This is a genomic window from Paenibacillus sp. MAHUQ-63 (assembly GCF_028765165.1).
Taxonomy (GTDB): Bacteria; Bacillota; Bacilli; order Paenibacillales; family NBRC-103111; genus Paenibacillus_E.
The window spans coordinates 1,215,206-1,229,987 of the sequence record NZ_JARADB010000003.1; the positions used below are offsets into that span (position 1 = coordinate 1,215,206).

At 48.3% G+C, this 14,782-nt stretch carries 13 protein-coding genes; all 13 read right to left on the bottom strand.

Going from position 1 to position 14,782, the window contains the following annotated elements; translation table 11 throughout:
• Positions 1–15: 15 nt before the first annotated feature.
• The 13 genes from PUT07_RS21250 to PUT07_RS21310 all read right to left on the bottom strand — a co-directional run bounded on the left by PUT07_RS21250 (position 16) and on the right by PUT07_RS21310 (position 14,767).
• Positions 16–297, bottom strand: coding sequence for a hypothetical protein (locus tag PUT07_RS21250; protein ID WP_274470432.1), 282 nt, complete (start codon positions 295–297; stop codon positions 16–18).
• A 166-nt stretch (positions 298–463) separates the two neighbouring features.
• Entirely contained in the window at positions 464–769 is a 306-nt protein-coding gene (locus PUT07_RS21255) for an NUDIX domain-containing protein (protein WP_274470433.1), read from the bottom strand.
• A gap of 114 nt (positions 770–883) precedes the next feature.
• Complete coding sequence (locus tag PUT07_RS21260) at positions 884–2,233, bottom strand: sulfatase family protein (RefSeq protein ID WP_274470434.1); 1,350 nt, start codon at positions 2,231–2,233, stop codon at positions 884–886.
• Between the two features lie 38 nt (positions 2,234–2,271).
• On the bottom strand, positions 2,272–3,099 hold the full coding sequence (locus PUT07_RS21265) for a carbohydrate ABC transporter permease (protein ID WP_274470435.1): 828 nt from the start codon (positions 3,097–3,099) through the stop codon (positions 2,272–2,274).
• 6 nt (positions 3,100–3,105) lie between these two features.
• Positions 3,106–4,416 carry a carbohydrate ABC transporter permease gene (locus tag PUT07_RS21270; RefSeq protein ID WP_274470436.1) on the bottom strand — a complete coding sequence of 437 codons (1,311 nt, stop codon included), beginning with the start codon at positions 4,414–4,416 and terminating at the stop codon, positions 3,106–3,108.
• Positions 4,417–4,508: 92 nt separating this feature from the next.
• Positions 4,509–5,837 carry an ABC transporter substrate-binding protein gene (locus PUT07_RS21275; protein WP_274470437.1) on the bottom strand — a complete coding sequence of 443 codons (1,329 nt, stop codon included), beginning with the start codon at positions 5,835–5,837 and terminating at the stop codon, positions 4,509–4,511.
• A gap of 109 nt (positions 5,838–5,946) precedes the next feature.
• Positions 5,947–6,960, bottom strand: a complete 1,014-nt coding sequence (locus tag PUT07_RS21280) for a LacI family DNA-binding transcriptional regulator (protein ID WP_274470438.1) — start codon at positions 6,958–6,960, stop codon at positions 5,947–5,949.
• A gap of 321 nt (positions 6,961–7,281) precedes the next feature.
• The gene (locus PUT07_RS21285; RefSeq protein ID WP_274470439.1) at positions 7,282–8,262 is read right to left on the bottom strand and encodes an aldo/keto reductase; all 981 of its coding nucleotides are present in this window, start codon (positions 8,260–8,262) and stop codon (positions 7,282–7,284) included.
• A gap of 23 nt (positions 8,263–8,285) precedes the next feature.
• Entirely contained in the window at positions 8,286–9,671 is a 1,386-nt protein-coding gene (locus PUT07_RS21290) for an LLM class flavin-dependent oxidoreductase (protein ID WP_274470440.1), read from the bottom strand.
• A 32-nt stretch (positions 9,672–9,703) separates the two neighbouring features.
• Positions 9,704–11,929: an SfnB family sulfur acquisition oxidoreductase gene (locus PUT07_RS21295; RefSeq protein ID WP_274470442.1), complete on the bottom strand. Its 2,226-nt coding sequence runs from the start codon at positions 11,927–11,929 to the stop codon at positions 9,704–9,706.
• A 13-nt stretch (positions 11,930–11,942) separates the two neighbouring features.
• A complete protein-coding gene (locus tag PUT07_RS21300) occupies positions 11,943–13,322 on the bottom strand; it encodes an LLM class flavin-dependent oxidoreductase (protein WP_274470444.1) in 1,380 nt (459 codons plus the stop codon).
• Positions 13,323–13,338: 16 nt separating this feature from the next.
• Positions 13,339–14,004 (bottom strand): methionine ABC transporter permease, encoded by a 666-nt coding sequence (locus PUT07_RS21305; protein WP_274470446.1) that lies wholly within the window; start codon positions 14,002–14,004, stop codon positions 13,339–13,341.
• Positions 13,997–14,767, bottom strand: coding sequence for a methionine ABC transporter ATP-binding protein (locus PUT07_RS21310; protein ID WP_274470448.1), 771 nt, complete (start codon positions 14,765–14,767; stop codon positions 13,997–13,999). The genes PUT07_RS21305 and PUT07_RS21310 overlap by 8 nt, the downstream gene beginning before the upstream one ends.
• Between the last annotated feature and the right edge of the window lie 15 nt (positions 14,768–14,782).

Sequence of the window (14,782 nt, forward strand, 5' to 3'; positions counted from 1 at the left end):
TAGTTCGCCGTTAGTTCAATCATCAAGAATGCATTTTTCAATATCACATTTAATAATTCTAATAATTTCATCTTCAGAAGTAGCTTTTATAGAATATGCTTCTACATCCTCATAAAAATTATTGTGGGCTTCTTGAACAGTTTTTGCATATTCAAGAAAATAACTGTGATTTCCACCTTTAGTAAGCATATAGAATCCGTTTTTATGTTCGAAAACAATTTTTCCATTGATATTAACCTTCATGAAATTCAATTTCTGAAAAAACTCATTTATTTCTCTAATCACAATATCATTCATTAAACCACCCCTTCCTTTTAACTCTGCCGTTAATTGAGCAAAGGGCTGCCAAGCGGCACCCCCTTCTGTTATTAAGCTATAGTTCTTCGTTAGCTCAACGAAGCTATGTAATTATTTATTATTTCTCTGTGACTTCTCGGCATGTTCTCAGGAAGTTTTTCAATACCTATTTAAACTCCAAACTCATGGATTCTGCATCATTAATTTTCAAATTACCACTAAATTGTTTTGTCCAATAAGCTGTAACAACAACGTAAAATTCATCCCCATTGGGAGTTTTTATAAAATTTTCTCTTTCTGAGAAAACATCAATCAATTTAAGAATACTTACCTGGAGTCCTGTTTGTTCATAAACTTCTCTTTGAGCTGTCTCCACAGTAGACTCCCCCAACTCCATCATACCACCTGGTAGATGGAAAAGGCAGCCGATCAATGTGTGCCATTTACCGCTGCAGATGCTCTCAGCTCTCACTTTTGAAAATTTTCGTTATTGCAATAAACGAAAATAACCAAAAGGGGCAAGCCGAATATCAGCATTTCAGCGCCCTTTTTGGTTATTCATCTTGGGTTATTACTATACTATATTTTAGTTAGACCTTTTTTTATACGCGTATGCGGAGCCATTTTCGACCTGTTCCTTCCATTCCGGTGCTGCAATTCCCGCAACCTCATCTTGCAAAAGCGGATCTTTCGTAACCTTCATCCAATCACTAACTTTTAATCTGAGCTCTTCAAGAACGACCTCATACTCAGGTAAACCTACCAAATTACTCGTTTCCAACGGATCCTTCTCCAGATCATACAGCTCCTCTGGAACATTAGGGACATAATATTGTTCTCTTACGACAATCCCGGAGAGACTCCGGTGAATATCCAGCGGCAAATAAACGGACGGGCCATCCTCGAAATTTCGGATATATTTATACTTCTCAGTCCGTATACTCCTCATCGGGTGATACAGGTCATGCCACGTGAGCTCCGAGAAGAAATGATCCCGAGTCGGTACGTTTCTTGCATCCTGCTCCAAGATAGAAAGAAAGCTGCTGCCATCGGTGCCTTGCGGTGCGTCTGCTCCAGCGAATTCAAGAAGAGTCGGCATTAAATCTACATTACATAAGAGTTGATCAACAACCTTACCACCTTCAATACGATCAGGATAGTACATGACTAAGGCCGTTTCCAAACCTGCATCCATCAAAGTGCCTTTTGCTCTTGGGAATGCAATGCCATGATCGGTTGTATAAATAACCAGCGTATTTTTGCTTAGTCCCGTATCCTTCAACCCTCTTAGAATTTGCCCAATACTTTGATCCAGTACTTTCACCGATCCGTGTAGAAGCGCAAAATCCTCTCGGACTTGAGGTGTGTCAGGCAAATAAGGCGGAGGCACTACTTCCTCGACCGGATCTGCGATTGCTTCATATTCATCGAAATCCCGGTGTGTTTCAAAAAATCCGACGGATGCAAAGAAAGGTTGCATATCCTGACACGCTGCTTTTTCCTCTAAATATTGGACCACTCGCTTTGCCACATCAGGCCCTCTATCACCCGGAACCGGCAATACATGTTCGTATCCTAATTTATAGGTCGAGGAAGTGAGTCTGCTATCCGGTTCATCAATCGTTTCATGGCTGAAGCCGATTAATGCGGTTTCGTATCCGTGTTTGTGAAGCTCTTTGGGCAGCGTAGCCACATCAGGATTCATAGAAAACCCAAGGTGAGCCAAGCCAATCATCCCGTGGTTATGCGGGTACAATCCGGTAATGATACTTCCCCTACTAGGACTGCACTGAGGTGCCGGGCAAAAATATTGGTCGAAGCGCACGCCTTTTTTCGCCAGTTCATCCAAATTTGGCGTCTCTACCGTTTTACCGTAACAGCCTAAGTATCTGCCTGTATCATGTGAAATCATCAATAAAATATTCGGTTTTTCCATGATTACTCTCCTTCATGTGTTTTGTTTTTTGTGGGTCGTTATTCTTTTACTGCGCCCGATGTTAAACCCGAGATGATGCGCCGCTGGAATAGCAGGACCATGAGGACAATCGGTACGGTTACGACAATCGCAGCTGCTGAGATTTCTCCCCATGGGAAGGTGAACTCCCCCTGAAACATGGCAATACCGACGGGCACAGTCATCATACTTTCCTTCGTATTGATCGTTAACGAAAAGAAGAATTCGTGCCAAGCATCTACGAACACAATGATAGCAGTCGTGAAAAGTCCCGGAGACGCCAAGGGAAGCAGGATTCTCCAAAAGGTTTGCAGGATGGAGGCCCCGTCCACCTTAGCAGCTTCATCGAGCTCATAGGGAATTTTAGTGAAAAAGGATGTCATATACCAAATAGATAACGGCAGCGCAAAAGTCGTATAGGGGATAATTAAGCCTAAGTACGTGTTGCGTAAGCCCGTAGCTTGCATGAATAAAAATATAGGCGAGATGGTTGCTATTTGAGGAAACATGGATACCGCTAATAACAAGCCGAGAAACACGGATTTTCCGAAAAAATGAAGCCGAGCAATGGCATATGCGGCGAACGAAGCGATGCATAAACTAAACAGCATGCTCAATCCGGCAACAGCAAAGCTATTCAACAAAAATCGCCCAAACGGGTGATTGACAAAGACTCGAATATAGTTGTCTAACGTATAACCCGGTACAAATATATCGAAAGCATGTACACCATATAAAAACTGAGGCTGTTTCACAGAAGCGATAAAAACCCACAAAAATGGAAAAATAACGATACCTACAAAAACCATTAAGCCCGCGTAAAAAGGCAGGCCCGCTCTTCTAGTCATTTAGCTCTACCCCCCGCGTTTGCTAACTACGTCACCGCCCAATATTTTCACATAAATGGTACAGATGACAGCGATGCATATGAATACAATGACGGCCAGTGCGGATCCTGCACCAAAGTCTAACTCGGAAAACATCGTTTTGTAGGCATAAATGGATAACGACTCCGTAGCATTGGCCGGTCCGCCTCCGGTTAACACATAGATGAGGTCAAAGACACGGAACGCATCCAGCGTACGGAACATGAGCGCGACAAGGAACGTCGTTTTAAGGGAGGGTAACGTAATATGAACGAACTGCCCCCACTTATTCGCCCCGTCCATTTGTGCAGCTTCGTATAATGAGCTTGAGATCGTCTGAAGGCCTGCAAGCAGCAGTAAAGCAACGAAAGGTGCCGTTTTCCATGTATCAGCCAGTACAATAGAGAAAAGTGCTCCTTGTTTGGTGGAAAGCAGCGTACTCATATCCGAAATCACACCGATTTCGGCAAAAAATTTAGCTACGACGCCATTCTGTCCATCATAGAGGAAATGCCAGATCATCGCTGATATAGCGGTTGGTGTCGCCCATGGAATTAAGACAGCTGCCCGTACAAGTCCTCTCCCGCGGAACGACCGATTGATGAGAAGAGCAATCAGCAGGCCGAAAAGCATCTCCATCGATACCGCATATACAGTGAAAAGCGAAGTATTTCCAAGCGCATGCCAGAGCCGTGAATCTGTCATGAAACGTTTGTAATGTGCCAAGCCAACAAAGTTCGGCTTCATGAATGCGTCTTGAAGGGCATTGGTTAAACCAATGGGGTCATCAGGGCGTTGAAGCGCACCAGTTTCCTTAAGTTGTGCCAAACGATCGTGCAAATCGACCAGCTCTGCTTGAATCCGCTCTGCCTTTTGATTATTCAGATCTACGTATTTCAATTCATCCGGAACCGGCTTGAAATCAAACAAAAGCCTGTCAATTTGCTCATACTTGGCTTTTAGCTCTGGATCCGCCTCAAGTTCCTCTCTAATCTGGTTCACTTTCTGCTTTAGCGGCTCCAGCTGCGTATGTATTTCAGTACTTGCTTCGGCTTCTTTGTCGATCGTTCTTAGCAAAATGGGAAAGGTCTGCGTATACTTCTCCATATCTAGTGCATATGTGGTATGAATTTCACTTCGCGTTGGGTCATTCAAGCGGATATCGTATAAACTGATCCACACAGAGCGCAGCACAGGCCATATCGCGATTGCCGCTATCAATAAGGCAGCTGGCAAGATCAATACATAAGCAAGTCGGGCTTCTTTTGTTTTTTTACTGTTTTTGCTGCTGTTGAACATCCGGGTTCTCACCTGCCTTAGTCACATCGTGCGGTAACGAAAGGATAAGAAGGGGCCGACCTATACAGTAAGACCCCACTCTTCCGTGTGTGTTATTTCCCAACGGCTTGTTTAATTTGGGTTTCCAAATTGGCAAGCGTCTGTTCCGGCGTCTGCTCGCCCGCGATAGCCTTAGATACCTCTACTTGAATCACACCAGAGATTTTGGCGTATTGAGGTGTTATCGTACGCGGGATCGCACTTCCTAGACCATTGACGAAATCACGATTGGCAAATAACGGGCTTGCCTTTTGCACGTCGGCATCATCAAACAGGGGCAAATAGGTTGGCGTTTGCGTGCTGTTTACCGCAATGATCTTCTCCCCTTCGGCGCTGACAGCGAATTTCAAAAATTCCCATGCTTCCTTAGGATGCTTGGAATACTTGTTAATTGCAGCCAGCCATCCGCCTAGTGCAGCTGCAGATTTGGCATCACCCGCGGGCAGTGGAGCAATCCCTACGTTTCCTACTACTTTAGAAACCTTCGGATCGTTTGCCTGTGCATACAAGGCCGGCCAATGGCGGGCAAACACCGCACTGCCCTCAATGAAGGCATTTAAGGTTTCTTTTTCAGTGAACGTATTCAGGTTCGAGGGAACTGTAGGTGACTTGGCAATTTCAACAAGTTTTTTCAATCCTTTGAGCGTCTCCGGACTATTCACTGCTACATTACCTTTCTCATCAATAATTTTCCCGCCATATGCAGCTACAAGCTCGGTGAAGCCTACAGCTAAACCTTCATATTGCTTCCCCTGAGTGACAAAGCCATATTTCGTGCCGCCTTGACCTTTGAGCTGATCGGCCTGCTTTAACAAGTCGTCCCATGTTTTGGGCACTTCTTTCACGATATCTTTCCGGTAGTATAATAACCCTGCGTTATTATATCGAGGGAGCGCCCACTGCTGGCCGTTAAAATATCCCGCATCAATGCCGCCTTTTAAATATTTGCTCGTTTCAATTTTATCTTCTTGAATGAAGCGATCGAGCGGCAGTAGAAACCCTGCCTGTGCAAATTCCGCAGGCCACACGACGTCAAGATTGACTACATCCACCTCGGCAGATTTTCCACCCAATATCGTGACAAGCTGATCATGCATTTGCGAGGAATCATTCGGAAACTCTCGAACCTCTACCTCAATATTCGGGTGCTTCGCTTGGAATGCGGCGATCAGCTTCTTGGTGCCCTCTGTTTGATCAGCACCTTGGCTAAAAATGATTTTCACTTTTTCATTCGTAGGTGTTTGCGATTCTGCCGCTTTATTAGTTTCCTTCGGTTGATCTTTGGAGGAATCGGATTGATTGCCAGGTGTGCTGCTTCCGCAGGCGCTAATGGCCACACTGAGCGACAATAAAAGAACCGTATTCGTTACTTTTTTCAACATATTTATAACCTCCTAATGAATAAGTTACTTGCCTTCCAAATCTCTGAAAAGCTTTTCAGAAAATGCTGAGATTCAGTTCAAACTGAATCCCCAACCTGAAAATCATGATTTACTTCTTTAAATCACATACGGTTTCCCGTTCTACAATCCAATGTGCCATATAGGTTCTCAGCTCTTCCAAGGACTCTCCATTAATTAAACGATCCAGCTTACGGATAACGAATTGTCCCATTTCATGCAGAGGCTGAGCAACAGCCGTCAATTTCGGAAAAGACATCCCGGCTATCCTGGTGTTATCAAACCCGATAACCGATATGTCGTCAGGCACTTTGATTTTGTTTTCATGCAGATAAGAGATACACCCGATAGCACGCTCATCACTAGTTGCGAATACAGCGGTCATTCCTGGAAATTTCTTATGTAATCTCTTCATAGCCTCGTACCCGTCATTAAAATGATAGTTTCCATGCTCAATACATTTCTCCGGATCAAGATCAATGCCATGTGCCCGCAAGGCCCTGAGAAATCCTTGAATCCTTGGAAGTCCTGAGATTGGATCCAGCATTGAACCGCTGATCATGCCAATCTGACGGTGCCCTCTGCGGATCAGATATTCAGCTGCATCAAATGCCGCCAGCTCATCGTTGACCTTCACGGAAGGTATCTCATACTCCAAGCTATGGGTAGCCGCCAGAACAATCGGTACACCTAGTTGCTTGAACATCTCATAGCTGTCTGGATAGACCGGCTCACTGGTTAAGACGATACCGTCGATCTGTTTCTCGCTTAATACCTTGAAGCTGGAGTTCTTCCGATCCTGATTATTATCGGTGTTGCAGATAATCAAATTATTGCCGCTCTGATGCGCGGCATCTTCCATCCCTTTGATTAGCTCAGCATAAAACAAATTGGAGATATCAGGAATCAGGACACCTAAAGTCTGAGTACGCTTGTGAATTAATCCGCGAGCCAAGGCATTTGGTGTGTAATTCAATTGTTTGATCGCATCCAGAATGTTATCGCGCTTGTCTTTCGCCACAATATCAGGATTATTTAAAACTCTGGAAACAGTACTTATAGAGACGTTCGCCATTCTGGCTACATCTTTAATCGTTGATTTCATCTCATTCACCTGTCAAATAAGTCATGAAAAGCTTTTCATTCATCATATCAAAGCTATCCGGATTGTTCCACAACTTATTTCAAGCCAAAATACAAAATCAACTCTTATACCTAGTATTATACTTGGAATAATAAGATTTTCAATAGATTTATTATTAATCATCTTTTATGAGAAAAAAACTATCCTCTTGAGGATAGTTTTTCACTGAATTCATGCAAAAGATGCGGGCAGCGCATCCAAATTCCTTTGAATCTGCTCAAATGTGTATTTGTTTGTTTCCATTTTCCTGCGTTAATCGTTCGTAGTAAAGCGCGCTGCGATTTACCTGCCTCCTGATGCCTCTTCGCTTCGATCGGTTGCTAGTGGAGGATCGATCGATAACGCTGTAATTTCATTCCGCCATTCCTTCGTGAAGTCCAGATCCACCGCAGCCAGAGATGGCTCTAACTGTTCCACGCTGCGTGCACCTATAATCGGCGACGTAATCGCCGGGTTGCTAAGAACCCAAGCAACAGCCAATGTAGCAGGATGAACACCCTTCTCACGGGAATAGACTGCGAATCTATCAGCAATATCATAATAAGTATCGTCACCGTAACGCTTCGTATAGTTGCTCTGTTCCACAAGCCTGCCGGAAGATGGCCTTTTGCCTATTCCGTACTTTCCTGTCAACAGTCCCCCGCCAAGCGGGCTGTAACTGATAACCCCAAGCTTCTCGGCTTCCGCCAACGGCAAAATCTCGACTTCGGCTTGCCGCTTGACGAGATTGTACATAGGCTGAATCAGTTCAAAGCCCGCCAACCCTTCTTTGGCTGAAATGCCGAGCGCCTTCGCAATCTGCCAAGCAGCCCAATTACTGACGGCGGGATACAAGATTTTCCCTTGACGGCGCAAGTCGTCCAAAGCTCGCACAGTTTCCTCGATCGAGGTCAGCGAATCAAATCGGTGAATGAAATAAAATTCAATGCGGTCCGTACGGAGCCGCTTCAAGCTTTGTTCTACCGATAGGAACAAATGTCTCCGCGAAGCTCCGCGTGCATTGGGGTCGGTGCCGAACGGGAAGCCCACCTTGGACGTAAGAACCAACTCGTCACGCTTACCTTCGATGAGCTCCCCCAAGATTTGCTCTGCCGCCCCGCCGCTGTAGACGTCGGCCGTATCGAAGAAGTTAATGCCTTTATCCAAACAGCGGTGGAACAATTGTTTGGAGGTTTCCCTGTCAGCGTTGCCGCCAAAGGACATCGTTCCGAAGCAAAGTTCCGAAACTTGTATACCCGTTTTTCCAACCGTTTTATACCTCATCTAATCCGCTTGCCTCCTTCGTGCTAATTCGTATGTTCAATGCTTTTCCTGTACTGCGCTGCAGGGTGATCAGCCGGGAGCGAGCGGTTTCCCGCTCCGAACAGCTTCTCCCTCAGTGTACCCTGTTCATACTCGGATTGGTAGACGCCCCGGCGCTGCAGCTCGGGTACGACTTGATCAACAAATTCTCGCAAGCTCCCTGGCGTAATCAGATGCGCGAGATTAAAACCGTCCAGTCCCGTCTCCTCGACCTGCTCTTGCATGTAATCGGCGATTTGACCTGGCGTTCCCACGAGCAACCGCCCTTGCCGGTTATCCAACGTCCCGATACGTTCCATTACTTCCTTAACGGTAAGACGATTCTGGACATGCTTGGTAAATTGGGCAGCCCGACTCTGGCCATGGTCCGTCGCTCTGTATGCCAAATATGAATCAGGATCATAGGCGGATAAGTCATATCCGCTAGAACCGCCGAATTGTGCAAGAGCCGCTTCCGGGCTCCACAAGCCGGCGTATTCCTGCAGCTTCGCTTCGGCTTCCTCCTGTGTGTCTCCGACGATGACGTTCAAACCGGTAAACATTTTGATACGCTGCGGATCCCTGCCTAGTTGCTCTGCTTGGTTCCTTATGTCTTGAATGTTGGCTTTAAGCGATTCCTTTGAGTTGCCGCCTACAAAAACGCATTCCGCATGCTTAGCTGCGAACGCCCGCCCTCTTTCTGAGCTTCCCGCTTGATAAAGCACAGGGGTACGCTGCAAGGAGGGCTCGCTTAGATGAGGCCCCGGTACACGAAAGAACCGGCCTTCGTGATTAATAAGGTGTACCTTGCCAGGTTCCGAGTATACGCCCCGTTCCGTATCTCGCACCACTGCGTCATCTTCCCAGCTGCCTTCCCACAGCTTATAGGCGACTTCCAGAAATTCATCGGCCAACTCATACCGGTCGTCGTGCATAATCATTTTATCCAGACCGTGATTCAAAGCTGCATTCGGCAGATAGGAAGTCACGATATTCCAAGCGATCCTGCCACGAGTCAGATGATCGAGTGTAGTGAATCGTCTGGCATGTGCATATGGATGCTCATACGTTGTCGTCACCGTTACGGCAAAGCTCAGATTCTCCGTGACACTCGCCATCGCCGGAACAATGAGTGCCGGATCGTTTAACGGCACTTGAACGGCATCTCTGATCGCCGGATCGCGGCTCGTCTTATAAACATCATAGATGCCGACGACATCTGCAAGAAACAGCGCGTCAAACTTTCCGCGTTCAAGCAGACGGGCCATCTCCGCCCAGTATGCCAAGTCCGTATAGCGATGTCTTTCATTGTCCGGATGTTTCCATAACCCGTGTGAATTGTGCATCGCGCTGTTCATATCGAATGCGTTCATAATGATTCGCTTTCCCATAGCCCGCGGTTTCCCTCCTTGCTCCGTCACCATTATATTTTGTATTCATGGTAAACCCCATGAAGAAACCACTTTCCGACGTGATGCAGTTTTAGTCGAGCCGGATCGTGCAGCGTATGAATGCGAATGTTGCGCCAATGGCGGTCGTAATTATATTTGCGATCCATGGAAGAAGTACCCGCAACTTCGAAAAGTGCGTTGGTGATCTCGATCGCGGTTTCCGTTATGAGCCATTTGGCTGAATCAACCGTCAATGCAGCCCGGCCGGCGGTTTCCGTATTCAACACCTCGCGCGCATGATCGATTGCATCCGCGGCCCGGTCCAGCAAGGCTTCCGCCGCTTGAAGGCGAATGCCGAGCTCGCCAAACCGGCGGATGAGGTCAGGTTCCTCGCTTGCGCGCGCCAAGCCGCTCCCGTAAGTCGGACGCGTATGATCGCGAACGAAAGAGGCTGCGTCCTCCAAAGCTGCCTGCGCAATCCCGATGTCAATCGCGGCATGCATGATCTGCCCGAATGGAGAGAAATATTGGGGACCCTCGAATATTTGGTAGTGGGGCAGCAAATAGTTGTCCGGCACTCTCACATTGCGAAGCACAACACTGCCGCTCGCCGTCGTCCGCTGGCCGATCCCGGACCAATCGTCAAGCACAGTAACTCCTGGCGCATGTCTCGGGACGAAAGCGGTCATCCTTTGTTCGTCCTCATTTAGTGCAGTAACAGGAATCCAGTGCGAATAGAGCGCCCCCGTCGAATAATACTTATTGCCGTTTAATTCGAAGCCATCCTCTCCTTCCCGTTTGCGAATGGTTGTCGCAATCTTTCTGGCCCCCTTGCTGCTGCGTTCCGCTAAACCGTTCCCAAACTGGGCGCCATTCAAAACCTCTCGAAAGAAAAAGTTTTTCTGCTCCTCACTTCCAATCAACTCTATCGTTTTCACAAAAAAGTGGTGGTTTTGCGGAATTTGACCAATGGAGCCGTCTGCGTGTGAAATGATTTTAAAGATATCCACGAGCGTTCGGGTGGATACACCCGGTCCGCCATACGCCTTCGGCACGACGAGTCCAAGCAAGCCAAGCTCCGCCAAACGCTGCACCTCTTGCAGAGGCAGCTTGCGTCCGCGGTCCCGAGCTGAGGCTCCGGGCCGGATTTCCTCCGCGAACAAGCGTGCCGCAGCCAATGCATCCTCGTCGCCTTGAAGCAAGTGAGCCGGGCGTCTCTCATCGAAAAAGGAGCGCGGCAGATCGCGCTCCGCAAATTGCGAAAGCGGCTCCCTCTGTGGAGGCTCCACTTCTCCGTTATCTGCTAGTAATTGCGCGTTATGTATGGTTGTCAAAGCCAGCGTTTCATCCAGAGAGAACTCGCCTTTCAGACTTCCATTCTCTTGCATCTCCTTCTTGAGATTAACGAGCCTGCTCCACTTATCGTCCGTAACGCTTATTCCGAACTGCAGATGCAGCCGCTCGGAGAAAATAAAAGGGATCGCATTCTCGGACACGCCAAGCTGCCTAGCTGCGAAACGATGCGCTTCGGTGCGATTCTCGACTGCCCAGACAGAGGCCAAGGATAAATGGGCGAGCAAGCGCTCGACCTCCTGAGGACGCTCTCGAATCCATCCTGCTGAGACAGTCAGAACGGACAGTTCAGCAGAATGGGAGAAGAAGCCTTCCAGCTCACGAATCCCCAGCAATTGTCGAGACTCTGCGGATAGGATCTCATCGGTATATACGGCAGCCACTTCTTTGTTCAGCAGAGCAGTGAGATCTCTCCTCCCGGCGGGGGGTCCGTCCGATGCACGGTCGTGATGAATTTCCACCCACTTCGGACCTCCTGTCGGGATTCCCGCCTTATGCAGCGCAACGTTTACAGTCTTTGCCGCATCGAGTGTCCGAATGCTGTTATCTGGGTTATGGTTCACAGCTATCCCTAGTTTGACCCCCTTTAAATCGGCTATTGTTCGCAGCGGCGATGCCGAAGGCACGAGAATGACATGGCGCCGTTCCTGAAGCTGAAGTCCGATCATGCGGATGTCATCGCCTAAGGCGAACCTCTGAAGCACAACCGCCGCTTGCTCCATTCGGAGATCATATGCGTTCTCTGCCTCCAACTTTAGGCGAAGACTGCCGGATCCAGAGTCCCGCAGGACCGGGATGCCTCTTCGCCGCAAATCGAATGGCAGCTCTCCTAGCGCATAGGCAAGCTCAATGGCACTCGGAACGGCAGGCGCCGCCTGGCGTATAGCATCTATATTTATTGACATACTTATCCTCCTATTAGGTCAAAGTAGGCTGTTTACGGTAGACGGCGCCCGGATGATCTTCAGGCAATCTCTGAACGCCGGACCCAAACAAACGTTCACGAAGCGTCGATTCCTCATATTCTTCCCGAAACAATCTTCTGCGCTGCAGTTCAGGAATGACAAGCTCCACAAAATCCCGCAGTGTGTCCGGCGAGACGATCTGCGTGACGTTAAACCCGTCGATCCCCGTCTCTTCTATCCAGAATTGCATCTTATCGGCTACCTCTTCCGGCGTCCCGACGACGAACAGTCCCCGTCCGCCAAACGTCCCTAACGTTTCCATGACTTCACGGACTTTCTTCGGACGCGGGCTATCCTTCGTGAATTGTGCGGCAGCCGTCTGCCCATGATCCGTTTCTGTGTAAGCCAGTACGTCTTCCGGGTCGTACGCAGATAAATCGAAACCGCTTCCCCCGCCGTAATGAGCCAGCACGCCTTCCAAACTATACAGCTTTTGAAAGCTTTCGAACTTCGTCCACGCTTCCTCTTGTGTACGTCCTACAATAGCCAGTAAACCGGTCATCAGTTTAATATGTTCCGGGTTACGGCCAAAGGCCGCTGCTTGTGCACGAATATCCTGGGCATACCGTTTCAGCGCCTGAATGTTCCCCCCGCCAAGAAAGACGGCTTCCGCATGCTTCGCTGCAAACGTGCGACCGCGAGATGAGCTGCCCGCCTGATAAATAACGGGCGTCCGCTGGATGGAAGGTTCGCTTAAGTGCGGTCCGGGAACTTTAAAAAATTTGCCTTCATGATTAATGAGATGCACTTTGTCCGGGTCCGTGTAGACGCCGTTTTCGACATCACGAATGACCGCATCATCTTCCCAGCTGCCTTCCCAAAGCTTATAGGAAACATCCAAATACTCCTCCGCAATCTCGTAACGGTCATCATGTTTGATCATCTGATCCAAACCGAAATTACGTGCAGCGCTAGGCAAGTAAGAAGTCACGACGTTCCAAGCGATTCTGCCCTTCGTTAAGTGATCTAGCGTCGACATCCGTCTCGCATGACCGAATGGCTTCTCGTAGGTTGTAGAAAAGGTGACAGCGAAGGCCAGATGCTTGGTGGCAAGCGCCATTGGCGGGATGACGAGGAACGGGTCGTTGCAAGGAATTTGCACGGCCTCACGAATCGCCGTCTCCGGTCCTTGTTTATAGACATCGTATACCCCGACGACATCAGCCAAAAATAAGGCGTCAAACTTCCCTCGTTCCAGCAATTCCGCCAGCTCCGTCCAATAACGGATATCTGTGTAGCGATGCCGGTTGCTATCGGGATGCCGCCATAAGCCGTGCGCAATATGCCCGACGCAGTTCATTTCGAAGGCATTCAGGTGGATTTTCTTAGGCATGCTGATTCCCCCTTGCTTACAATCGTTTATCCAATTTGCGTACAATATAATTTCCTGTGAATTGAAAAACCTGTACAAACAACACCATAATGACGATCGTAACGAACATCACATCGGTTTGATACCGGTAATATCCGTAGCGGATGGCGAAGTCACCGATCCCCCCGCCACCGACAAGTCCTGCAACCGTTGAATAGGAAAGGAAGCTCACGGTGACAATCGTAACGGCGTTCGCAATACCGGAACGGGCTTCCGTGTATAAAACCTTCCAAACGATCTGGAATTTGTTTGCCCCCATCGACTCAGCTGCTTCAACCACACCTCGATTGACATCGAGCAAAATTTGCTCAATAAATCTGGCAAAATAGGGTACAGCATTAATAATCATTGGCACGGTGGCTGCTGTGGTGCCAAGCGCCGTACCGACGACAAGCCGAGTAAACGGAATGATGGCGATCATTAGAATAAGAAAAGGAAACGAACGTATCAGGTTAACGAATCCGTTAAGAATGAGGTAGAATTTCGGCCATTTCAGGAAGGAATCCGGCCGAGTCAGGAACAAAATCGTCCCAAGCGGCGTGCCGATGGCGACGGCAATTGGAATGGTCAAAATCAGCATGTAAAGCGTCTCAAGCAACGCTTGAATAAGCTCAGGCCAAGCAGTCGCGATGTTATCAAACATAGTGGGCCTCCAGTTCCCTTTCCAACGAAATCTCGTTGTTGAACAAATACTGTGCGATGTTGGATTGCGGCACGATATTTTTCTCGCTCAAATCAAATTTCTCCACAATTTTCCCATGCTCCATGACCGCCACTTTACTGCAAATTGCTTTCACAACGTTCATCTCATGCGTGACGATGACGATAGTAATGCCGAGCTTGCGGTTAATTTCCTTCAGCGCTGCCAAAATGCTGCCTGTCGTCTGCGGATCGACGGAAGAAGTCGGCTCGTCGCACAACAAAATCTTCGGATTGTTAGCCAGCGCTCTCGCGATCGCGACCCGTTGCTTCTGCCCTCCGCTCAGCTTGGCCGGGTACGCCTTGGCCTTGTCGGATAAGCCGACGGTTTCGAGGCAGCTCTCGATGCGTTTCTGCCGTTCGGCCTTTGGCACCTTGGCAATTTCAAGCGGGAAGCTCACATTGTCATACACAGTCAGATTGTTAAGCAAATTGAAATGCTGAAAGATCATGCCGATCGAAAGCCTTTTCTTTCGCAGCTCCCGCAGCGTCAGCTTCGTCAATTCCTCGCCGTCGACAAGGACACTGCCTTCGTCCGGCCGCTCCAGCAGGTTAATCGTTCGCAGCAGCGTCGATTTGCCCGCTCCGCTGAACCCGATCAATCCATAAATATCGCCTTGCTCAATTTGGAGTGAAGCGGAGGATACCGCATGTAGCGGTCCTCCGGCCGTTGTGAACGTTTTGCTTATATTTTGCAGGGTGATCATGACACGCACTCCCCT

Coding starts and splice junctions, on each gene's coding strand:
- PUT07_RS21290 (WP_274470440.1), bottom strand. CDS start 9,671: ATGGGAAAGCGAATCATTATGAACGCATTCGATATGAACAGCGCGATG.
- PUT07_RS21280 (WP_274470438.1), bottom strand. CDS start 6,960: ATGAAATCAACGATTAAAGATGTAGCCAGAATGGCGAACGTCTCTATA.
- PUT07_RS21270 (WP_274470436.1), bottom strand. CDS start 4,416: ATGTTCAACAGCAGCAAAAACAGTAAAAAAACAAAAGAAGCCCGACTT.
- PUT07_RS21285 (WP_274470439.1), bottom strand. CDS start 8,262: ATGAGGTATAAAACGGTTGGAAAAACGGGTATACAAGTTTCGGAACTT.
- PUT07_RS21260 (WP_274470434.1), bottom strand. CDS start 2,233: ATGGAAAAACCGAATATTTTATTGATGATTTCACATGATACAGGCAGA.
- PUT07_RS21275 (WP_274470437.1), bottom strand. CDS start 5,837: ATGTTGAAAAAAGTAACGAATACGGTTCTTTTATTGTCGCTCAGTGTG.
- PUT07_RS21265 (WP_274470435.1), bottom strand. CDS start 3,099: ATGACTAGAAGAGCGGGCCTGCCTTTTTACGCGGGCTTAATGGTTTTT.
- PUT07_RS21310 (WP_274470448.1), bottom strand. CDS start 14,767: ATGATCACCCTGCAAAATATAAGCAAAACGTTCACAACGGCCGGAGGA.
- PUT07_RS21300 (WP_274470444.1), bottom strand. CDS start 13,322: ATGCCTAAGAAAATCCACCTGAATGCCTTCGAAATGAACTGCGTCGGG.
- PUT07_RS21250 (WP_274470432.1), bottom strand. CDS start 297: ATGAATGATATTGTGATTAGAGAAATAAATGAGTTTTTTCAGAAATTG.
- PUT07_RS21295 (WP_274470442.1), bottom strand. CDS start 11,929: ATGTCAATAAATATAGATGCTATACGCCAGGCGGCGCCTGCCGTTCCG.
- PUT07_RS21305 (WP_274470446.1), bottom strand. CDS start 14,004: ATGTTTGATAACATCGCGACTGCTTGGCCTGAGCTTATTCAAGCGTTG.